General features: G+C 41.2%; 18 protein-coding genes. 4 read left to right on the forward strand and 14 right to left on the reverse strand.

Annotated features, from left to right (window positions below):
• Nucleotides 1-196: 196 nt before the first annotated feature.
• From lysS to rbsR, 5 genes are all read right to left on the reverse strand, one after another.
• Nucleotides 197-1,681 carry a lysine--tRNA ligase gene (lysS, locus tag ACJQWY_RS04520; RefSeq protein ID WP_407076562.1) on the reverse strand — a complete coding sequence of 495 codons (1,485 nt, stop codon included), beginning with the start codon at nucleotides 1,679-1,681 and terminating at the stop codon, nucleotides 197-199.
• A gap of 26 nt (nucleotides 1,682-1,707) precedes the next feature.
• A complete protein-coding gene (locus tag ACJQWY_RS04525) occupies nucleotides 1,708-2,568 on the reverse strand; it encodes an Hsp33 family molecular chaperone HslO (protein ID WP_407076563.1) in 861 nt (286 codons plus the stop codon).
• Between the two features lie 792 nt (nucleotides 2,569-3,360).
• Nucleotides 3,361-4,035, reverse strand: a complete 675-nt coding sequence (rpiA, locus tag ACJQWY_RS04530; RefSeq protein WP_407076564.1) for a ribose-5-phosphate isomerase RpiA — start codon at nucleotides 4,033-4,035, stop codon at nucleotides 3,361-3,363.
• Between the two features lie 19 nt (nucleotides 4,036-4,054).
• Nucleotides 4,055-4,981 carry a ribokinase gene (gene rbsK, locus ACJQWY_RS04535; protein WP_407076565.1) on the reverse strand — a complete coding sequence of 309 codons (927 nt, stop codon included), beginning with the start codon at nucleotides 4,979-4,981 and terminating at the stop codon, nucleotides 4,055-4,057.
• 138 nt (nucleotides 4,982-5,119) lie between these two features.
• Nucleotides 5,120-6,124 carry a ribose utilization transcriptional repressor RbsR gene (rbsR, locus tag ACJQWY_RS04540; RefSeq protein WP_407076566.1) on the reverse strand — a complete coding sequence of 335 codons (1,005 nt, stop codon included), beginning with the start codon at nucleotides 6,122-6,124 and terminating at the stop codon, nucleotides 5,120-5,122.
• Nucleotides 6,125-6,355: 231 nt separating this feature from the next.
• Between rbsR and ACJQWY_RS04545 the strand changes: the two genes are divergently transcribed.
• The 3 genes from ACJQWY_RS04545 to ACJQWY_RS04555 all read left to right on the forward strand — a co-directional run bounded on the left by ACJQWY_RS04545 (nucleotide 6,356) and on the right by ACJQWY_RS04555 (nucleotide 9,695).
• Nucleotides 6,356-7,642: a NupC/NupG family nucleoside CNT transporter gene (locus tag ACJQWY_RS04545; RefSeq protein ID WP_407076567.1), complete on the forward strand. Its 1,287-nt coding sequence runs from the start codon at nucleotides 6,356-6,358 to the stop codon at nucleotides 7,640-7,642.
• Between the two features lie 105 nt (nucleotides 7,643-7,747).
• On the forward strand, nucleotides 7,748-8,689 hold the full coding sequence (gene rihC, locus ACJQWY_RS04550) for a ribonucleoside hydrolase RihC (protein ID WP_407076568.1): 942 nt from the start codon (nucleotides 7,748-7,750) through the stop codon (nucleotides 8,687-8,689).
• A 49-nt stretch (nucleotides 8,690-8,738) separates the two neighbouring features.
• Nucleotides 8,739-9,695, forward strand: coding sequence for a nucleoside hydrolase (locus ACJQWY_RS04555; protein WP_407076569.1), 957 nt, complete (start codon nucleotides 8,739-8,741; stop codon nucleotides 9,693-9,695).
• Between the two features lie 354 nt (nucleotides 9,696-10,049).
• On the opposite strand, the gene ftsH is transcribed toward ACJQWY_RS04555, so the two are convergent.
• From ftsH to pth, 8 genes are all read right to left on the reverse strand, one after another.
• On the reverse strand, nucleotides 10,050-12,122 hold the full coding sequence (gene ftsH / locus ACJQWY_RS04560; RefSeq protein WP_407076570.1) for an ATP-dependent zinc metalloprotease FtsH: 2,073 nt from the start codon (nucleotides 12,120-12,122) through the stop codon (nucleotides 10,050-10,052).
• A 152-nt stretch (nucleotides 12,123-12,274) separates the two neighbouring features.
• Complete coding sequence (gene hpt, locus ACJQWY_RS04565) at nucleotides 12,275-12,865, reverse strand: hypoxanthine phosphoribosyltransferase (RefSeq protein WP_407076620.1); 591 nt, start codon at nucleotides 12,863-12,865, stop codon at nucleotides 12,275-12,277.
• A 91-nt stretch (nucleotides 12,866-12,956) separates the two neighbouring features.
• A complete protein-coding gene (tilS, locus tag ACJQWY_RS04570) occupies nucleotides 12,957-13,946 on the reverse strand; it encodes a tRNA lysidine(34) synthetase TilS (protein WP_407076571.1) in 990 nt (329 codons plus the stop codon).
• A gap of 77 nt (nucleotides 13,947-14,023) precedes the next feature.
• Nucleotides 14,024-14,407: an FtsB family cell division protein gene (locus tag ACJQWY_RS04575; protein ID WP_407076572.1), complete on the reverse strand. Its 384-nt coding sequence runs from the start codon at nucleotides 14,405-14,407 to the stop codon at nucleotides 14,024-14,026.
• A 123-nt stretch (nucleotides 14,408-14,530) separates the two neighbouring features.
• Entirely contained in the window at nucleotides 14,531-14,788 is a 258-nt protein-coding gene (locus ACJQWY_RS04580) for an RNA-binding S4 domain-containing protein (protein WP_407076573.1), read from the reverse strand.
• 18 nt (nucleotides 14,789-14,806) lie between these two features.
• A complete protein-coding gene (locus ACJQWY_RS04585; RefSeq protein WP_407076574.1) occupies nucleotides 14,807-16,414 on the reverse strand; it encodes a putative polysaccharide biosynthesis protein in 1,608 nt (535 codons plus the stop codon).
• Nucleotides 16,380-19,907, reverse strand: a complete 3,528-nt coding sequence (gene mfd, locus ACJQWY_RS04590; RefSeq protein ID WP_407076575.1) for a transcription-repair coupling factor — start codon at nucleotides 19,905-19,907, stop codon at nucleotides 16,380-16,382. The genes ACJQWY_RS04585 and mfd overlap by 35 nt, the downstream gene beginning before the upstream one ends.
• A gap of 99 nt (nucleotides 19,908-20,006) precedes the next feature.
• The gene (pth, locus tag ACJQWY_RS04595; protein ID WP_407076576.1) at nucleotides 20,007-20,573 is read right to left on the reverse strand and encodes an aminoacyl-tRNA hydrolase; all 567 of its coding nucleotides are present in this window, start codon (nucleotides 20,571-20,573) and stop codon (nucleotides 20,007-20,009) included.
• A gap of 256 nt (nucleotides 20,574-20,829) precedes the next feature.
• Here pth and cbpA point away from each other — a divergent pair, with 256 nt between their 5' ends.
• Nucleotides 20,830-21,480, forward strand: coding sequence for a cyclic di-AMP binding protein CbpA (gene cbpA / locus ACJQWY_RS04600; RefSeq protein WP_407076577.1), 651 nt, complete (start codon nucleotides 20,830-20,832; stop codon nucleotides 21,478-21,480).
• Nucleotides 21,481-21,970: 490 nt separating this feature from the next.
• Here the strand turns inward: cbpA and ACJQWY_RS04605 are convergent, their stop codons facing one another.
• Complete coding sequence (locus ACJQWY_RS04605) at nucleotides 21,971-22,558, reverse strand: DUF805 domain-containing protein (protein WP_407076578.1); 588 nt, start codon at nucleotides 22,556-22,558, stop codon at nucleotides 21,971-21,973.
• Nucleotides 22,559-22,619 lie beyond the last annotated feature (61 nt).

The raw sequence follows: 22,619 nt of genomic DNA on the forward strand, positions 1-22,619 counted from the left end.
AATTAATATACAACATCCCCGAATGTTCGTCAACTCCTAATTTATATCTATTTTTACGAACATTAACTAACCCCTCCCATAACCGATTATGCTAATAAGTAATCAGCCTTCGCTACCTACCTTCTGTTATTAATTTTAAAAGCATCAAAAAAGCGTCAAGCTAAGCAAATCTTAGCTTGACGCTTTTCATAAATTTTTAACGCATTGTTGGGAATAACAAAACATCACGAATAGTATCTGTATCCGTTAATAACATTACTAACCGATCAATCCCAACGCCAAGTCCGCCAGTTGGTGGCATTCCATATTCTAAGGCCTCAATGAACTCTTCATCAATTCCCTCAGCCTCATCATTACCGTTAGCTGCTTCCGCTGCTTGAGCCTCAAACCGCTCGCGTTGATCAATTGGGTCATTTAATTCAGTAAAGGCATTGGCATATTCGCCGCCCATAATGAATAATTCAAAACGATCCGTAAAACGTGCATCATCAGCATTCTTCTTAGCCAAAGGTGACACTTCTACGGGGTGACCATATACAAATGTAGGTTGAACTAATGTCTTTTCCACAAATTCTTCAAAGAAGGCATTAATAATGTGTCCCACCGTCCAAAATGATTGAACTTCAATATTATTCTCAGATGCTAATTGCTTAGCCGCGGCTAAGTCCATTGGTTGCCAAAAATCAATTCCCGTCTTTTCCTTAATTAAATCAACCATATGCTTACGAGCAAACGGCTTCCCCAAATCTAAATCTGTTCCCTGATAAGTAACCTTTAAATCAGGAGATACTACGGCAGCCGCTGCTTTAACAATGTTTTCCGTCTCCACCATAACATCATTAAAGTCCCAATATGCAGCATAGGTTTCCATGACTGTAAATTCGGGGTTATGTTTTGGATCCATTCCCTCATTTCGGAAGACACGGCCAATTTCATATACCTTCTCCATACCACCTACGATAAGCCGTTTCAAATGGAGTTCTAAGGCGATTCGAAGATACATATCAATATCTAATGCATTATGATGTGTCACGAATGGACGGGCCGCGGCCCCTCCAGCAGCGTTTTGCAAGATTGGTGTCTCAACTTCAATAAAACCATCCCCATCCATATAACTCCGGATAGCCGTAATAATTTTTGAGCGCTGTTCAAAACGTTTGAACGATTCATTATTTGCGATTAAATCCAAATAACGCTTGCGATAACGTGTCTCGACATCGCTCAACCCATGAAACTTATCTGGAAGTGGGCGCAAAGCTTTTGACAAATGCGTGATCGTTTCAACATTCACTGACAATTCACCAGCCTTGGTCTTCATCATTGTCCCTGAAAAGCCAAGCAAGTCACCTAAATCTGACTTTTTTAATAATTCATATGCTTCTTCACCAACCACGGGCTTTTGCACAAAAATTTGGATTGATCCAGTCCGATCATTAATATTAGCAAATGTGATCTTACCTGAACGCCGCTTAGTCATCATCCGTCCAGCAATCGTTACTTGGACGTGCGCAGCTTCTAGTTCTTCCATAGTTTGCTCATCATAACTAGTATGTAGTTCTGCCGCATGGTGACTTGCTTTAAAATGATGTCCAAACGGGTCAATCCCGTTATCGCGTAATTCTTGCATTTTTTCGCGTCGTGCAATCATTTGATCATTTAATGATATTTCTTTTCCTGCCATTTTCTCTTCCTTTATTTTCAGTTTAGTTATTGCTGTTCCAAAATATTTTGTAATTCTGCAGTACTAAATTGGATTTTATTACCTGTAAAACGGTCTACAATTTCAGCTCCTTGACCATCATCAATCATTTCTTGCAACTGACTAGCATGCAAAGTTTCCAACATGCGAGCATAGTCTGCCTTAGTAATGTCTGGGTATAAGTTGACTTCTTCAATTGAAAGCTGCTTAACTTGACCTGCCCCAAACAGCGGGCTCAACAAATCCAATGGTGCATGATTTTCCATGAGCACATCCGCAAGATCTGGCATTTGATCCACTGCCGCATAAAATTGCTTAAGTGCATCTTCTTTGGCGTCAGGCAAGGCTGAAACAATTACTCCACCCGCAGCTTCTACTTGACCATTCGCATTAATTTTAACGCGAGCCATAACCACAGACGGAATTTGCTCTGATGTGAGCATATAATATGTAAAGTCGTCATCAATCTGCCCATTCGCTAATTGAACTGAACCAGTAAAGGGCTTGCTTTCTTCATCCATTTCCTTCGTGATTTGCAAAAAGCCATCAATTCCCACTGCAGCAGAAACACTATCTGTTACAATTCGGGGATTAGTGACATAGCCCCGGACTAATCCCGTAGCACTCGCTTCAGTTACGATTTTACCCGCAGGTCCTTGCCCATCTAACGTAACTGCTAATCGTTCGTCACCTTTTAAAACAGCATTAGCCACTAACAATGAGCTAATTAAAGCCTTACCTAAAATTTCTACCCCCAAAGGTGTTGCTTGGTGAAATTTTGATGCTTTTTGTAGCATCTGAGTCCCATCCATGGCGATTGCGCGAAAATTATTATCTTTTGTTACAGCACGTACAATTGTATCAGCCATTTCTTTCACCTCATTCTTTATTTTATTTAGTAATTTTAACATATATTTTAAGCGAAAGGACCGTTACCTAACAATCTTGCGCAATAAAAAAACTAATGTGCACTAAACCACATTAGTCAAATAAATCATCTTTTAGCCATAAAATATACACAATAAACTAAATATTTTATGGTTCAACTCAATCATTTTAGCTTTGCACAACAATAGTAATCACAAAATATTCAGTATACTAACAGTCCTTATGCTCAAACCCAATCGCTAATCGATTCATCAGTAGCTAACGTCTGATTCCTTTAAATTGCCGGGCGACCACTGATAACAATCTAATTATCAAACACATCATCATTTACAAAACGATTGACTGAAAGCATAACATTATTGCAGATTTGGCTTTTTCCAAAAATCGTCAGCATAATCCTCACATAACCATCGCTTCCTAATATCGGGTATCTTTCATTTTTACCAATCGGTCCTTTTTATTTAAATTAACATTATCCCTAAAACAGCTTTAACATTCACTGTAATATTAAAAGCATTACCAAGGTGATGCCAAACACACCCGATCCTCCAAGAACAGATACCACTGATTTTAATAAATTTACATCAAACTCGCCGATGTAACATTTATCTACTCTATTAAAATCAATCCAATTAATGCGCAGCACCTAAATGAATTTTTCGCCCATGAACACTTAAACCAAACGCTGATACATAAAAATGTTTTCCTGAATTTTTGTGGAATTGATTAAATAAAAAATGGCCTTGAGACCAGGGCTCAAAACCATTCAAAAATTAGTGCTGTCGATTCAAAACTTGGATTTCATCCCCACCAACAATTACTGTATCAGCAGTATTCAAGAACAAACCATGTTCTACAACACCAATTTCATTTGATAGGAATTGTGATAACAATTCTGGGCTATCAATGCCATTCAAATGCAAATCCAAAATATAGTGACCACCATCGGTTACTAATTTCTCACCGGAATCTGTCATCCGGAAGGTTGGGTTCAAGCCCTTCGCTGCCAATTTACGTTCCAATTGACCACTTCCATAAGGGACGACTTCAACTGGCAAGGGGAAGGTTCCTAAAGTTGGCTTAACTTTACTTTCATCCACAATCCAAATGTTCTTATTTGAATTTTTAGCTACAATCTTTTCCATCAATAGGGCAGCTCCCCCACCTTTGATTCCATTCAAATAAGTATCAACTTGATCTGCTCCGTCAACTGTGACATCGATATGATCAACCTCATCAACATCGACAATCTTCAAGCCTAATTCAGCCCCACGTTCTGCCGTGCGGTTTGACGTGGTAACACCGGTAAATTCAATGTTCTTTTCCGCTAAAGCATCTAAGAAAAAGGCCACAGTTGAACCTGTTCCGAGTCCCACAGTCATTCCGGCTTCAATATATTTTGTCGCAAATTCAGCGGCTTTCTTTTTATTTAAATCTTGTACATTCATCTTTTCATCTCCATTAAATTTATTCAGCTGCTAATCCCGCGTCGACTTCAGCCTTCATTGGAATCGAAGCAATCGCCCCTGAGCGCGATACCGCTAAAGAGCTTGCCTTACTACTACGCTGGACCATCGTTTGAATATCGCCCGTTATCTTCCAATTTGCTGCCAAAGTTCCAATAAAAGTATCACCAGCAGCGGTTGTATCAATCGCTTGAACTTTAAAAATTGGAGCTGTGCCTTGCTGATCAGCTACGTTATAGTATACCCCATCGCCACCCAAAGTGATAATTAAATTCTTCACACCTTGACTCTGCAAACGCTCGACAATCGTCGCTTCTAAAAGTGCAACATCAGTGGTTGGATTGGTTCCAGCCAGGGCCGCCGCTTCCGTTTCGTTGGGCACTATCAAATCTGTTGCTGCCAACAACGCCGTGTCTAATGTTGCCGTTACCGGAGCGGGATTTAAAATCGTCGTAGCTCCATGCGCTTTTGCAAGTTCAAAGCCAGCCACCACCGCTGCACTTGGTACTTCTAACTGTGCCACGACCACATCAGCTTCCATTAAGGCTGCTGCGGCTGCTTGCACATCTGCCACTGTCAAAGCCATATTGGCACCACCATGCACCATGATAGTATTGTGCCCGTCAGCTTCTAGTAAAATCGTCGCTGAACCAGTGGGTTGTTGTTCCTTAGTATAGATATATTGGGTATCAATTCCCTCATCTGCTAATAAGGCTTTAAAAGCTTTTCCCCGTTCATCAGCCCCCACGGCACCAATAAATGTCACTTCGGCTCCTTGACGAACAGCCGCCACCGCTTGGTTAGCACCTTTACCACCAAAATTTTCCGCTTCGTCTTCCACCGTAATCGTTGCCCCCTGCGCTGGCAAATGATCAAGCATCAAAGCAACATCAATATTTAGACTTCCAATCACCACAACTTTTTGCATTTAGCATCCCCTTATAATCTCTAAACCGTGTTCCTACTTTAGGTAAAACGTTTTACTCAACTCAAGGATATCTTATTAATTTTCCCACCAATTGTCAATCTTTAATTATGCCAAATGAGCAGCATAAAATACTTATCATTAAGCTGTGCCCCCAGGGACTGGGCCTGTTGATTCACGTTCAATCAATTGTAAATCTAACATATTCATCTGTTGTGACCGATTCAAATTTTCTAACCGTTTAATGATTAAATTTAAGGCGGCTCTGCCAATTTGTTGCACAGGTTGGCGCACCGTCGTTAAGGCCGGCACAGTAAATTCAGCATAATCCGTATCGTCATAGCCCACCACTGAAATATCCGCGGGCACCTGAACCCCTTGATTATATAAACCACGTACTAATCCAATCGCAATTTCATCATTTAACGCAAAAACCGCCGTGGCCCCACTTGCTATCACGGCATCGGTTGCGGCTAAACCACCATGTTTTGATAAGGCCGTTTGCAGGCGTGCTACTGGTTTTAAATGATGCTGCGTTAATGTTTCTAAAAAGCCGTATTCGCGTTGATGCATATTATCAGTCATCGTGTCAGCCATTAATAACGCAATTTTTTGGTGCCCCAAAGCCACTAAATGTTCAGCAGCTAAATGCCCGCCTTGCTTTTCTTGCACCATCACGCGATCTTTCGCTCCTAAATCGACACTTTGATCTAATGAAAGGAATGGGATTCCGCGTTTATTTAAAAACTGGCTCACAGCTTTATGCTTGGGGATGGGGCGTCCAAAAATCAACGCGTCCACGCCACGATCAACCAATGCATAAATTGATTTCTCCAAATTTTCATCTGTAGCACCCATGAAAACCAAGTCAATGTGGTCTGGCACATTCATCTGCATACTTTGAATTAAATCCGCAAAAAATGGCAACCGAAAAGAAGGGATAATAACCCCAATTAGAGGACTTTTTGAGCCTTTCAATTCTTTGGCCGCCACATTGGCAACGTAACCTAACTCATCTCGAGCGGCTATCACTTTATTAATTGTTTCTTCAGAAAAGCGTTCTTGTTTATTATTAATAATTTGTGACACGGTTGCAATTGAGACCCCGGCAAGTTTAGCAACATCCTTAATCGAAGCTTTTTTCATACTTTTAACATCCTTATCGTCGGTTCCTTAAATATAACTTAAATGTAACCGTTTTTTTATCATAGATATAGTATAATACATAATAACTTTTATTGTTTAACAGAAATCGATAATATTGTTTGAAAGCGGTTGCAATCGAACTTTAATTAGTGTATTCTTTGTTTCAGTTAAACGATTTAACGTTGTTGGTATTTTTTTGTTTCTCATCTGTATTTTCGAAAGGATTCGATCATGTATTTACTTATTAACATCGTCGGAATTTTCGTTACGATTGGAGTGGCGTATCTCTTCTCTCGTGATAGAAAGCATATTCAATGGAAGTCCGTTGGAATTGTAACGGCCTTGCAATTATTCTTAGCTTGGTTCTTCGTCAACTTCAGCGCTGGACGCCAAGCCGTCGTAGCCGCTGCCAATGGGTTCAATTGGCTTGTAGCAACTTCATACAAAGGAATTGCCTTTGCGCTTCCTGATTTTGTTTCAAAAACAATTCCCGGGGCTGGGGGAACTCTTGATGGTAACATGAATTTCGTTACCTCTGCCTTGATGCCAATTCTTTTGGTCGTACCTTTATTTGACATCCTAACTTACATCGGCTTCTTACCTTGGCTAGTTAAATGGATTGGGAAGGGTCTTTCATTCATCACTGGTCAACCACGTTTTGAAGCTTTCTTCTCAATCGAAATGATGTTTCTTGGAAACACAGAGGTTCTGGCCGTTTCTAAGGGTCAATTAACCCAAATGAACGAAGAGCGTAACTTAACAATCGCTTTGATGTCAATGAGCTGTGTTACTGCTTCAATCATCGGAGCATATACACAAATGATGCCTGGACAATACGTTTTGACGGCGGTGCCTTTGAACATCCTAGGCGCTATCATCATTTCCGCAATCTTAAATCCAGTTGTCGTTGATCAAAAAGATGATATTATCGTCGAAGTGAATGAACCGGTTGAAGTTCAACAAGCTGACGGTACCGTTAAGATGGAACGTCCTAAGAAAGAGCCTTTCTTCTCATTCTTGGGAGACTCAATTCTTGGTGCTGGAAAGTTGATTTTAATCATCGCTGCTTCAGTTATGGCCTTCGTGGCTTTGGCTAATTTGATTGACCAAGTCTTCTTATTGACTGGTTTGAAGTGGCTTTCATTAGAAAACATCTTCGGAGTAATCATGTTCCCATTCGCTTGGTTACTTGGTTTCAACCCACAAGACGCTTTCCAAATCGCGCAATACATGGGGACGAAGTTAGTTACAAACGAATTCGTTGTTATGGGTGAAGTTTCAAAGAGCGTCATGGCCGGAACTGGTTTGTTTGCTAACAAGCACGCCATCGCTGTCTTGACTGTCTTCGTTACTTCATTTGCCAACTTTGGAACGGTCGGAATGATTATTGGAGCCTTCAAGGGCTTGGTTTCAAATGAAAAGGTGAATTTAATTTCTAAAAATGTACCTTTGATGCTGATTTCAGGAATCTTAGTTTCATTGCTTTCTGCCGGAATGGCCGGGCTGTTTGCTTGGTAATCTAGCTTATTTTAAAGAGGTTTGGAAGCGTACTCCTGCCTCTTTTTATTTCAACTTTTTTCAAAATTAACTCTAAATATGCATAATATCGAAAGGAATTACATCATGGCTGAAAAAGAAGCACTTATTTTAGATATGGACCCAGGGATTGACGATGCGGTTGCTTTATCAATTGCCTTAACTCACTCCGAATTTGACCTCAAACTCTTGACCGGGGTCGCAGGAAATGTCAGTGTTGAAAAAACAACGGCTAACCTCTTGAAGCTCGAAGAATTCTTCGGTCGAACTGATATTCCAGTCGCCATGGGAGCTAAAGCCCCTTTGAAACGTGAATTCAAAGATGCTTCATATATTCATGGTGAATCAGGCATGCCTGGCTATGATTTCCCAGCCCTTACCCATCAACCTATTACTAAAGACGCCATTGAAGCTATGGTTGAAGTCTTAGATAATGCTGAACAGGCCATGACGATTGTAGCAACGGGAGCTTACACTAACATTGCCCTCCTATTGCAACAACATCCTGAAGTTAAACCAAAAATTAAGCGTTTAATTTTAATGGGTGGTTCATTATCAGGCGGAAACGTTTCGTCAGTAGCCGAATTTAACGTCTTTACTGATCCTGACGCCGCTGACATTGTCTTCCAAAGTGGTTTAGATATTACAATGATTGGTTTAGATGTGACTTTGAAAGCTTTGCTCTCAAATCAATCAATTAAAGACATTGCCAAGATGGGGGAAGTTGGCGCAATGATTTCTGGAGTCATGACAGCTTATAACGATGCCGAAGGTGATGGTAAGCCAATGCACGACGTTAATACAATTCTATATCTCCTACATCCTGAATTCTTTACGGTTGAAGACCACATGATTTATGTCATTACTGAGGGCCCCGCAATCGGTGGAACCATTTCTGACTTCCAAGATCGGTGGTCAAGCGGTCAAAAGAACAGTCATGTGGCCGTCGATATTGATGCCAAGGCGTTTGAAGACTGGTTCTTAACTGAAATTCCAAAAATGAATGCGGCTAAAGCGGCTAATCAATAATTAGTACATGTTACCGGCTGAAATACAAGTTAATTAAGGGGGAACTTTCATGGCAATTAAAAAAATGATTTTAGATTTAGACACTGGTGTTGACGATGCTTTGGCCCTAGCTTTAGCGGTAGAAGATCCACGCGTAGACCTCATTGGGATTATTGCTTCTTATGGAAATACGCTGGTTGAAACCGCTGCTCAAAATTCGTTAAATTTGCTCCACCTGCTGGGCGCAGATGATGTCCCCGTTTTTATCGGCGAGGCACACTCATCAACTACTAACCATTTCGATGTCATGCCCATTTCAATGGCAATCCATGGCGAAAACGGAGTAGGAAATGTTGAATTACCAACCACCACTCGCAATGTTGAAACCAAGTCGGGAGTTCAATTTTTAATTGATGCGGCCCATGAATTTGGCGAGCATTTAATTTATTTACCAACTGGACCTCTAACTAATTTGGCTGCAGCCATTCAAATTGATCCAGAAGTTGCTACCTTAATCGGCCAAACTACCTTAATGGGTGGGGCGTTAACCGTACCAGGAAACGTCACCCCATTTACTGAGGCCAATATTCATCAAGACCCCGAAGCAGCTGATTTTGCCTTTACTCATCAACAGAATTTAACCATGGTCGGTTTAGATGTAACTTTACGGACCTTAATGACCAAAACGCATACGCAAGCTTGGCGTGAATTAGGAACTGAAGCCGGTCGCTTATATGCCGATTTAATGGACTACTACATTGATGCCTACGACCGTCTTGATATTGATCACCGCGGCGCTGCTTTGCATGATCCTTTAGCAGTGGCCGTCGCAATTGATCCTGACTATGTCCAAACCATTGATTTGAATACTCGGGTCACCTATGATCAAACATCTGGTGATTACGGGCGGACAATTGGCGATCGTGAACGGCTCAATGACCCGACAACGACAAAGATTGCTGTCGATGTTGACGTTGAACGCTTCGTCCGTGATTTCCAAGACTTTATGCTTGATGTTTTGAAATAAAATACCGTATATTGCGTGAAAAAAAGGAAGGTCGTCTCATGAGATGACCTTCCTTTTCTATTTTCCTCCAACCAAACGAGGCAGAATCACCTCCTGGTTTACATCTGCATCCTTGGCTTGTTGGGCATCTTTGAAATAACACCACAAACGTCGTAAGACAATGAATGAAAGCATTAATATGAACCTGTCTGCTGGCTATCACTAACTATTTATAATTTTGACCAATCTGCTTATTTATTATTTTTCCAAACCAGACAATTTTTTTATCCGCCGAACATGCCCTTCGCAAAAGACTCCTGGGTACAAAAAAAGTCATCCATTGCTGAACAATGGATGACCCTTTTCACTTAATTTTTAATTCCGTGGATATAAGATTTCAACCTTTACATCTGATTGAACGTGTTCTTCCTTACGTTCTTCAACCGCTTCGGCAACTTTCTTATTCGCCACTTTTTTAGCTTCTTCGTATGACATTGGTGTTACTTCATCAGTTCCATCACCTGATTTCTCAGGCATTTTACCAGTTTCATACAAACTTAGAATTTGTTTTTCGTCCAAAGTCTCATACTCAAGAAGGGCTTTGGCAATCGCCGCATGTTTATCTGCATATTGCACAATAATATCATGCGCTTGGGCATAACCTTCTGTTGTCAGACGCCGCACTTCTTGATCAATCAACCGCGCTGTATCTTCAGAATATCCAGCACCTTGTCCATGTTGACCATTAAAAGGTTGCCCATTCTTGGCTAATTGCACCATTCCAACCTTATCAGACATTCCGTACTCTGTTACCATCGCACGGGCGATATTAGTCGCCTGCTCAAAGTCATTTGAAGCGCCAGATGATTGTTGCTTAAAGATAACCATTTCGGCAGCCCGACCACCCATCAATCCAGCGATTTGATCTTCAGCATTATCCTTTGACATCAACATCTGATCTTCACGCGGCAACATAATGGCATAACCACCGGCGCGACCACGTGGAACAATCGTGACCTTATGAACAACCCGGGCTTCATTCAAAACCAAGCCCACAATCGCGTGTCCAGCTTCATGATAAGCAACCGTCTCACGTTCCTTCTTCGAAACAACACGATCCTTCTTGGCTGGACCAGCAATCACCCGATCTTCGGCTTCATCCACATCATCGGCTTCAATCTGCTTTTTACCTTGACGCGCAGCTAACAATGCCGCTTCATTCAAAAGATTAGCTAAATCGGCCCCTACAAAGCCAGGGGTCTGTTTTGCAATTTCTTTCAAGTCCACATCTTGGGCCAAAGGCTTATCCTTAGAATGCACTTTCAAGATGGCTTCACGCCCCTTGACATCAGGTTGACCAACCAAAATCTTGCGGTCGAAACGACCTGGCCGTAACAAAGCTGGATCCAAAACGTCCGAACGATTAGTGGCCGCGATCACAATGACACCCTCATTACCTGAGAACCCATCCATCTCAATCAACATTTGATTCAACGTCTGCTCGCGTTCATCATTTCCGCCACCCATTCCTGAGCCACGTTGCCGACCAACGGCATCAATTTCATCAATAAAAATAATTGAAGGGGCAGCCTTTTTAGCATTTTCAAACAAATCACGGACACGACTTGCTCCAACTCCCACAAACATCTCAACGAAATCTGATCCTGAAATTGAGAAGAATGGTACACCAGCTTCACCAGCAACCGCACGTGCTAACAAAGTTTTACCAGTTCCGGGAGGCCCCTCAAGCAAAACTCCTTTGGGAATCTTTGCACCCAACTTAGTAAACTTGCTTGGGCTCTTTAAGAATTCAACCACTTCGACCAATTCTTGCTTTTCTTCTTCGGCTCCAGCCACATCAGAGAACCGGACTTTATTATCGGCAGGATCAGCTGGTTTAGCCTTCGACTTACCGATATTCATCATCCCGCTCGCTCCGCCGCGACCACCTTGGCTCATTCCACTCATCATAAACCAAAGGAACCCTAGCATAACAATCATTGGTAAGAAACTAACAGCTAATGAACCCCAAACATTGGAATCTTCTGGCTTGGTGGTCATTTTAGTGTTCGTCTTGGCCGCTGCATCACTAATCTGCTTGACTGATGAATCATTTGGCAAAACGCTTGCCTCAAAATTAGTTACTTTTGGCACGGCGCTACCCATGACTTTGGCAAAAATACTATTGTTATCAACCTTGAACTTTTTATCTTCAAGAGGTTTGCGGTATTCACCCTTCACCTCATAGACGCCAGCCCCCGGTTGAACTTGAATTGACTTAATTTTTTTCTCATCCAGCTGCTTTATAAACGTCGAAGTATCAACCTTCTTTACTGTTGTCGTATCTTTAGGACCCATAACCCAATATACAAGTCCCAAAATAGCCAACAACATGATTACGTAGAATAAACTTTGCCGAACAAAATTACCACTAGGGCGATTCTTCATTCTTCTACTCTCCTTTTAAGAATATATTTTAACTATACTCTTACTTTATACTGATATTAAATTACTTTATCATGTCCCTCACGCTCGCATAAATATGTAACAAACATTTTGTTCGCCATCATCGGCTAAGCTATGAAGATTATGAATTAAATTTAATGCGTTGGTGTAATCGCATCGTCTACGAGCCCGATGTGTTCTGGTGCATAAACTGATTTCTTTAAGACACCGACATATGGCAAATTGCGGTAAAGCTCTTTTCCATCAACACTATAATCCAGACCATAACCGACCACAAACGCTTTTGGTACATCAAAACCAATATACTCCACGGTCTCAGAGACAACCCGGCCTTCTTTTTTATCTAATAGGCTTGCTGTTTTAACACTCTTGGCGCCACGATCCATCAAAAGTTGCTTCATAAACTTTAATGACCGTCCAGTATCGACAATATCCTCCATAATGATGATATCACGACCATGCACGTCACTTTGAATATCAGTTACTAATGAAACTTCGCCTGAACTGGCAATTCCACCGTTATAACTTGAAACGTTGATAAATTCAACTTCAGTGTACTCCATATAACGCATCACATCGACTGCCCATAATGCGGCACCTTTTAAGACGACTAAAATAATGGGTGTTTTACCTTCATAATCATGTGCCAATTGATGCCCAACGCGCGCCGCCGCTTCCGCAATTTCTGCTTGGCTGTACAGAACACGTTCGATATCGTTATCCATTTTCCATTCACTCATTGAATAGCCCTTTCGCGTTATGTTAATTTTTTAAATATACGTTATTATTTTACCACGAATCAACCATTTTAAGACATTAGTTTTTGTCTGAATCCTGCTTTAAAATCAATTTCTTACCCTGACGATAAACGACCCATGGTTTTACTAATTGAACCATCCCTTGATTGACACTTTGATTACGCATTAACTGCCAAATTTGGGTTAACTGCCGATGTTTCACTTGGTAATATCTTTGCTGCTGCAACCACGCTTGCAATACTAAGCTTGTCTGCATTTCATCGGCTTGCATAAAATCATACGTGCCAGCTTGAATCCGCGCAACGGCTGCTAATATTTCCGGTTGGGCGAGCGCTTCTAACGCCATTAATTGTTGCCCACTGCGTACCATATTTTCGGCAAAATTTTGATTCAACTGCCCTAAAGCTGGCATAATCGTTTGCCGGATCAAATTACGAGCATAATTAGTATCTTGATTCGTACTATCAACAATATAATTTTCAATCGGTGTATCAACTAATAACGGTAGCTCTGTCTTCTTCAGCGCTAAAAACGGTCGGCGAATTTCAAAGTCAGGCATCATCTGACGCGCAGGCATCCCACCTAATTGATGCAGCTGGCTGCCCCGTGCTAATTTAAACAAGATGGTTTCTGCTTGATCATCTTGATGATGCGCAGTAACTATAATCGACGTTCCCCATTGTAAAGCTTGTTGCTTAAGCAAAACATAACGTTGCTGCCGAGCCTGTTCTTCCACTCCATGCTCCGGTCTTACCGGCCAATCCATTTTTAACATTGCCACTTGTTTGAATTGCCTACGATGCTGTTGTAACCAATCTGTGACAAATGCTTCTTCAACCTCTGCGTCGGCACGCAGTTGATGATTTATATAAACTACGCTAACTACTGGTTGCAGGGCTTGTGGTAAATGGCCTTCTGTCAACCATTGCGCTAAATGCAAAGAATCAAAGCCCCCAGATAAAGCTACCACCACGTGTTCACCCGCCCTAAATAATTGTTGCTCTTTTACCGTTTGAATCAACTGGCGTCGGACCTGTTGCTTTTTCATGATTTCCGCTCCAACTTTCATATTAAAATAAAAAAAGCCTAAAACTATTTACTGTTTTAGCCTTTATTCTAACGCAATTACTGATTACTAGGTAGATTAAACACAATCTCCCCATCTTTAGTATACATATACCGTTGCCGCACATACTGTTCAGCAAAGTCTTCATTACTTAAATTATTTTTTAGCGTTGTTAACTGCTTATTATCAGCCTGCGCTTTTTTCACTTGTTTGGTTAAATTCACACTTTGTGCTTCCGCGGCACGCATCTGTGAATAATTTCCAATTCCAGTAATAGTAGCCACCACCACCACCATAAACATTACGCCATAAATAATGCGTTGATGCATTTGCCGGATGCGCCGGATATGCAGGGCTTGACGCTGCGCGTTATAGCGCATAAATTCAGCACCGGCTGAATCTATGGGATAAATTTTGCCATTTTTTTGCTTGTTTTGCGCCATGCGATGCCCCCTGAAACTACTCCTTTGATACCGCTATCATGTCACAAAAAAACAGATTAGTCGACTAATGCACCAAGACCTTAATAAATTCATAATATTTATTATTACCTGAACCAATCCAACCTAATTTAGGTCTTCCTCACGTAAAATTCGATACATGTGCTCCGCATCATCTTTTTTGGTTGTTTCCATGATACGTTCAATTTCTAACACCATCAGCCGATTTCCAAATTTAATCGCGAGCTCATCCCCGACCTTTACATCAGAAGAAGACTTAGCCACCTTACCATTAATCGTAATTCGCCCTTGATCAGCAATTTCTTTGGCGACGGTCCGCCGTTTAATCAAGCGCGAAACTTTTAAAAATTTATCAATTCGCATTTTTATTCCTCATTCATTTCATCTTATTTTAAATCTCTGAATTAGCCGTTCGCCGTATGGTAGTAATTGCCATTCATCAACTGTTAATAATTTACCATAAATCGTTAAAAAAGCACTAATTGCTCCACCTAAAATCACGCCCAAAAATAACAAGACGCTGCTCATTAAACGGGTATTGGGCAATTGCTTCCCAAGCAAAAATAGCGCTAATGCCACAATTATTCCCATTAAGCCGGTGAAACATATACTTTTTAGTAACCAACGAGGGGCAAACGGTGTAGATTGCCGGAGCATTTGGGGCAATTGCCACCAAACGAGGAACCATACCAGGCTAAGACTCAGCACTGTAGAGCAGCTCGCCCCTACCAAGCCCATGCTAGGCATCAAGGCTTGATTTAATAACCATTTACAGCCAATGCCTAACATTAATTTCCAACATAAATACCGTGTTTGGTCTAAGCTCTGTAAAACTGTCACACCAACAGTCATTAAGGTTGCGGGTATCATACTTAAAACATATACATCTAATATGACTGTGCCTTGGCGACTCCCAAATAAAGTTTGATTCAAATAAGGCATCACCGCTATCATACCAACCGTCGTAAGCAGAATCAGAAACAATGAGAGGCGGAAGGAACGTTGAAAATCAAGCTGAAACGCCTGCTTTTTTTGTTGGACGAAAAACTGCCGTAAATTAGGTAACAAAACGGTTCCTAAACTTGTAGCCAAGACCATCCCTAATTGAACGAGGGGCTGACCACGGTCATAAATTCCTTTCCAACTTTCAGCTTGCGTCGCTAAAAAGCCGGAATGAACCAGTAAACCTTTAACCGAAAATGAATCCATCAACTGAAACAAAACTAATAGGGCAGTGACTAAAACGAGCAAGCCGCCTTCATACCATAAACGTTTTACCAAAACTGTCCAACGTAACTGAGGCCAGGCGTCGCGTTCATCCGTCCGCACTTGAATCATCCCAAATTGGCGAAAAGTAGGCCACAAGACCAGACTCGCTACTAAAGCTGCCAAAGGTGCTCCCGCCATGGTACCTTGCCCAGTTTGATAGATTGTCCACTTTTGGGTATTGGCCCACCAAGCTACCCCAACAATAATTAAAACACGTACTAACTGCTCAACAATCTGGGAGATGGCGGTTGGCTTCATATTTAATAAACCTTGAGAATACCCACGGGTGGTGGCTAAAATAGGCATAAATAAAAACATCCATGCCACCATTTGAATCACAGGAATCAACTGTAAATCACCGCCCATCCAACAGGCTAACGTTGGCGCCCCAAAATAGATACTACTAAATAAAATTAAACTGATGACCACCAAAATTCGATGGAGGCGTGCCGCTGCAATTTGAGCCTGGCGCTGACTACTTTGCTCACTAACCACTTTAGCAATCAACATTGGCCACCCACTTAACGCCAAAACAACTCCAATTCCATATAGGGGATATACTTGCTGATAAACATAAAAGCCCGCATTGCCCACCATATTTTGCAAAGGAATCCGATACATTGCGCTTAGAACTTTCGCTATTAAGCCCGTCAGCGTTAAAAGTCCCACCCCTTGCGCCAAGTGCCTACTTGGTGACTGATTCAACATTTGTTTGCTCATTTAAAGCCTCCAAGAAATGCTCTAGACCCAGTAGCCAATCAGCTTCCGTCATTTTCGGTTGAATCACAATATCAATCCGCGCCGGATTAAGCCCCACCGCTTGACCACGCAAATGTTGCGCCTCCAAAACCTTTAACCAATCAACATGTTCCAAATCAGCATCCGCTCCAAAGGTCACATGTAATAAATTATTGGTTTGGCGATCGTGATCAATTTTAATTATACCAACTTGATCCGCATATCGTTTGATTGAAGCCACTTGTAATAATTTAACCGCAGCCGTTGGTAACTCACCATACCGATCCAGTAAGTCATCTTCAATTTCCATAAATTGATTATTATTTTTCGCCCGACTAATGCGTTGATAGAACTCAATCTTTTGTGCGCCTCCAGGAATATAATTAACTGGCAAATAAGCTTCCACATTCAAATTCAATTCTGCATCAGCCTTCTTTTGCTCAACAACTTTGCCTTGCTTAGCTTGAACCGCTTCTTGTAACATTTGCGTGTATAGATCGTAACCAACACTATTAATAAAGCCATGTTGCTGCGAACCTAGGAGGTCTCCAGCACCGCGAATCGACAAATCACGCATCGCAATTTTAAAGCCGGAACCTAACTCCGTAAAATCACGAATCGCTTCCAACCGATGCTCACCCACCTCACTTAACGTTCGATTTGCTGGGTACATAAAGTAAGCATAAGCTAAATTATGCGACCGCCCAACCCGACCGCGAATTTGGTACAGCTGAGCCAAGCCCATCCGATCAGCAGCTTCCACGATTAATGTATTTGCATTGGGGATATCTACGCCAGTTTCAATAATCGTTGTCGTGACTAAGACGTCGTAGTCGCCTTGAATAAAGTCGTACAAAATGCCTTCCAATTGCGTTTCCGTCATGCGACCATGAATGACTGCGACACGCGCATCGGGCACCAAGCTTTCAACATAGGCTTGTGCTTTTCCAATATCCTCAACACGGTTATGCAAGTAGAAAGTCTGCCCCCCACGCGCCATTTCCCGTTCAATCGCTAAAGCAATCTCGCGACCATTTTGTTCCATAACATAGGTTTGAATCGGGAAACGGTTCGCTGGTGGTGTCTCCAAGACTGACAAGTCACGGGCCCCAACCATTGCCATGTTTAAAGTACGTGGAATTGGCGTTGCCGTCAGCGTCAGCACGTCTACAGAAGTTTTCAATTGCTTCAAACGTTCTTTATGCTTAACCCCAAACCGTTGCTCTTCATCGATAATCAATAAGCCTAAATCCTCAAACCCCATCGTTTTACTCAAAATTTTGTGCGTCCCAACGACCATGTCCAAAGTATGGTCCTTTAAGGCCTGCGTAATCTCCCGAGTTTCTTTAGCCGTTTGGAATCGTGACAACATCGCCATTTTAACTCCTGTACCTTCAAAGCGCGCCTGCATGGATTCAAAATGTTGTTGCGCTAAAATAGTGGTTGGTACCAGCATCGCCACTTGCTTATGATCATTGAGCGCCTTAAAGGCCGCCCGGAAAGCAACCTCAGTTTTACCAAAACCAACGTCCCCAACCAACAAACGATCCATCGGCTGAATTTTTTCCATATCTTTTTTAATTTCCGTGGTTGCTTGAAGCTGATCAGGAGTCTCCGGGTAGGGAAAAGCCGCTTCAAATTGACGCATCCGATTATTATCGGGCGAAAATGCAAAACCGCGCTTGGCTTCACGTTCAGCGTACAACTGCAACAATTCATCTGCAATATCTTCAACTTTAGCCGCAACTTTGCGTTTCGCCTTCGCCCATTCCGTACCGCCTAGTTTATTTAGCTTCGGCGCCTTTTCACCAGCACTCACATATTTTTGCACTAAATCTAATTGTGTAATAGGAATAAATACTTTTCCTGACCCTTGATATTGAATCGTGATGTAGTCTTGCTTCACACCCCGAGTTTCAATGGTCGTAATTCCTTGGTAAATTCCGATTCCGTGATTTACGTGCACCACATAATCACCGACTTGAAGTTCGTTATAACTTTTAATTCGTTCTGCATTTGATAAGGTCTGTCGACGAGGCGCCCGTTTCACAACCGTCTGAAAAATTTCCTTTTCGGTCAGAACCACCAATTTTAAGCTTGGAATCTCAAAACCACCATGTAATTCCAAAATTCCAATTTGCGTGCGTCCCACTTTATAGTCCTGATTATTTACTTGATTTGCAGTAATTTTAAAATCACTAAACGTCTGCGCTAATTTCTGTTGCCGTTCACTCGTATTAGTTAAAAAAATGACGGTAAATTGCTGCTTTTGCCAGCGATCGAGTTCGCTTTTTAACACAGGCATCTGGTTATAAAATTGCTGGGCTGGCCGCACAATCACCTGGGTCAAAGAATCTTGCTTCAAATTACCAATACTACGCGCTAACGGTGATAAAACTAAACTCCGATGCTCATCGGCTGCTACCCCAGCAGCTAGGGGTGTTCCCAAATCAGGGCTTTGTAAAACTAATTGCTCTGCTTGGCGATCAGTCCACCATTCTAAGGTATCCAGCTCAACTTGCTTAGCATTTTCTAACGCTCGAGGATAGTCGTCTAAAACTAAGAGTCCGTCAGCTGGTAAATAATCCATCAAGCGCGTCTTATCGGGATATAAATATCCTAAATACTGCCGCATCTCCGGCATAATAGTACCCTGTTTTAAGGCTTCAATCAACGGTCCTAAATTTTCCGTTAAATGGCGTTTCTGCGCGCCTTCCAAGGCATCACGTGCCTTAGTAAAGGCTAATTCAAAGTTAGTTTGCGCGGCTTTTAGTTGCTGCGGCGTCGCAATTAAATCCGTAACTGGCAAAATCTGTAATTCATCAAGGGGCTCTAAGCTCTTTTGATCCTCAGGATTGAAATAACGTAACGAATCCAATTCGGTATCAAAGAAATCCATCCGCACAGGATTCTCATGATTTAACGGATAAACATCAATAATTGACCCTCGCACTGAAAATTCGCCAGGATTAAAAACAGCTTCCGCGCGTTGATATCCCATCATCATTAATTGCGCTTGCAAATTTTTTAAATCGTAATCTGTTTTTTGAAAATTAATTTTTAATTGCGCTTGATTGAAGGTTTCCACCGTGGGTAAATATTGCGTTACACCGGTATAACCAGTCACGACGACTGCAAGTGGATCATTTTGTAAGTGCTCTAACGCCTCTACGCGTGCCTGCACAACTTCTAATGACGTAATTGCCACTTGGGCACTGATTGTTTCTTCTGTAGGAAAATATACCACATGCTCAGCTCCCACTAAGCTCGTTAAATCTTCCGTTAATTGTTGCGCATGAAATTGGCTATCGGCCACCACTAAGAAAGGAATTTGTAATTTTGACCATAAGCCATGCAGATAAACCGCGCGTGCGCCACCTAAGACCCCCGTTAAAACATGCCGACCACCCGTAGCTAGTTGCTGAGTTAACTTTTCAAATTGATTATTCTTCACTAATATATCTGATAATTGCATTAATTTCTCCTGTTGCAAGGTTTTATCCGGTCAACTGCATGCTAGCACAAGCTAACCGGCCTCATGATCCAATAATCACAATCAATTTTAATTTTTTAATTAATTAAATTGATTCATTAGCTCAGACATTGATGTGCCTTGACAAAAGGCTTCCATAATCGCCACAGCCCGATCCAAACTAGCCTGTACGGTAATTGTCTCCTCAGCTTTAAACTTTCCTAAAACAAAATTAACCACTGCCCGTTGATCATGTTTTGGATGGGCAATGCCAAACTTCAAACGGTTAAATTCTGATGTTTTCAAATGCGCAATAATAGATTTTATTCCATTATGCCCTCCAGCTGAACCTTTCATGCGGAGCCGTAGACGCCCTAATTCCATATCCATATCATCTTGAATCACCAACAAATCGTCTAGATTCAATTGATAATACCGCACCAGGCTACCAACAGTTTCACCTGATAAATTCATATAAGTCGTGGGTTTTACTAATAGCACTTTTTCATTATTAACCATCCCCGTCGCAATCAATGCTTGGTGGTTAGCTTCTTGCTTGAAAGTAATTCCTAATTTAGCCGCCATTGCATCGACAGTCATAAACCCAATATTATGCCTGGTTTGATCATATTCTTTTCCGATATTTCCTAAACCAACGATAATTTTCATCTTTTTTTCCTTTTCTTTCCAAATAGATTTGGGGCTGAGTTCAATGCGAACCCACCCCTATTGTCTAAATTTAATTTTTGCTAATTGATTGTATTATTAGTTTACACTTAATAAATGGGTTTTGCCAATCATTTTCACAAAAACCCATTTTGTTTTCAAAACGCGGTGTAATCCCCTTTTATTTCTAGAGCCGCTCTTTTAAAAAGTGGAAATCCATGTTAAAATTATTAGATAAATATTAGAGAAAGAGAATATTATGCTTGAATCACTTATTAAGCCCAAAGATGAGCTGGTTACAGTCAGTGAAGATACCACCATCGCTGATGCCCTTAAAATTTTTGAAACAACGTCTTTCCGTGCATTGCCAATCTTAGATAAAACCGGCAATCTTTTTCGCGGTGTCGTTTATAAAATGCACATCTACAAGGAACAAATTGACCATACAAATTTAAATAATCCGGTCACTTCAATTATGCGTAATAGCACTAAATTTATTCAAGAAGATGCAACCTTTTATGACGTCATCTTTTCTCTACAAGATTTACCATTTATTTCCGTCATTGATTCTAACCATAACTTTATCGGGATTTTGACCCACGCTACGCTCCTCAACATGCTTGCCAACTCATGGCAAACCAACAATGGTAAATATACGCTAACCCTTTTAACTGATGGTGAACGCGGAAGCCTCGTACGTGCGGCCAAATACGTCGCTCGCTATACTAGCATTTCTAGTGCTGTCACGCTAAACCCTGATCAAAACGAATTAACTCAACGGATTGTCTTCACGCTTCCCGATCAAGTTAATGAAGATACCCTTTCCAAAATCATTAAATTATTATCTCGAAAAGGCTTCCGCTTAGAATCTATCGAAGATTTAAATGAAAAATCGTTCTTAGCTAAATAATGCTGTAATTTAAACCCCAGCCAGTCGCTTTGCTCGACTAACTGGGGTTTTCTTTTGTTAAATGATTGTTCTCCTCATATCAATGAATTACATCTCCAATTCACCATAATATATAAACAAGCTGGGCAGCAGATACCAAAATAAGACTAATAATAATCCTGGCCATTTTGCCTACAAACCGTATCATGCAGGCGTGGGCGCAATCCAAAACAAGGGTCTAAATGAGACTAACATACTTTCATTAATTAAGATTTGCATTAATAACATATCGCAGTTCATCAAACAGAGGGGCACCCACAAATCCAACCGACAATAAAATCCTCATCAAAATGAGAACGCTAATCATGATAAAGCAGACTACTGTTCATTAAAATTCGATACGCGTTGCCCGCCCTTGAAAATCAAAACCATGATGCTAAAAATTTTCAAATGCTTGTTCCATACCTACCCATAATGCACAACCCATCTCAATCTTCAGCTGAGTGCAATGTTATTTTTCATCAGAATTTTTAGGATACAAAACCTCAACGGTCACTTCAGTATCAGTTAATTCATTGTCACTAAGATTAGCCCCATTTTGTCCCGTCAAATTCATTTCCTCACGGCCAATCCACTTTAAATTCTTCAACTGATCAGTTTCTAGCACTGTGCAAATAAAAATAATCAATGCTACTAAACGCTCTAAAACCGTAAACAGGTTCATCTCCATATTCACACGCGTCGTAGGATTAGGCAATACAAAGTACAAAACTAATAAGACCCAAATTATCCACGTTTTAAGCCCTGCATCTCGTAAACGGCGAACAGTTAGCGCCATAGCTGGAATAAAAATAACTAAGCCTAAAATGACCATAATAATCATAATCATTGGTAAATTAGCATAAAAAGGGTTAAGCGGCATAGACAACCCTTCCCCAAAAATCACGCCAAAAACACCAGCCACTAGAATCAATAATCCAATTAACCCAAGGATCACCCCCCAAAGTGCCATCCACCAATATTCAGCACGGGTTGCCTGCCCTTTAAAATCAAAACCGTGGCGCCAAAAATTTTTAAATGCTTGTCCCATTCCTACCATATAATCTATCTCCTTAAATAATATCTATCCTCATTGATGTAAAAATTGTACCTTAATAAAA

Origin of the sequence: Weissella kandleri (assembly GCF_045504165.1) — a bacterium.
GTDB lineage: Bacteria > Bacillota > Bacilli > Lactobacillales > Lactobacillaceae > Weissella > Weissella kandleri_A.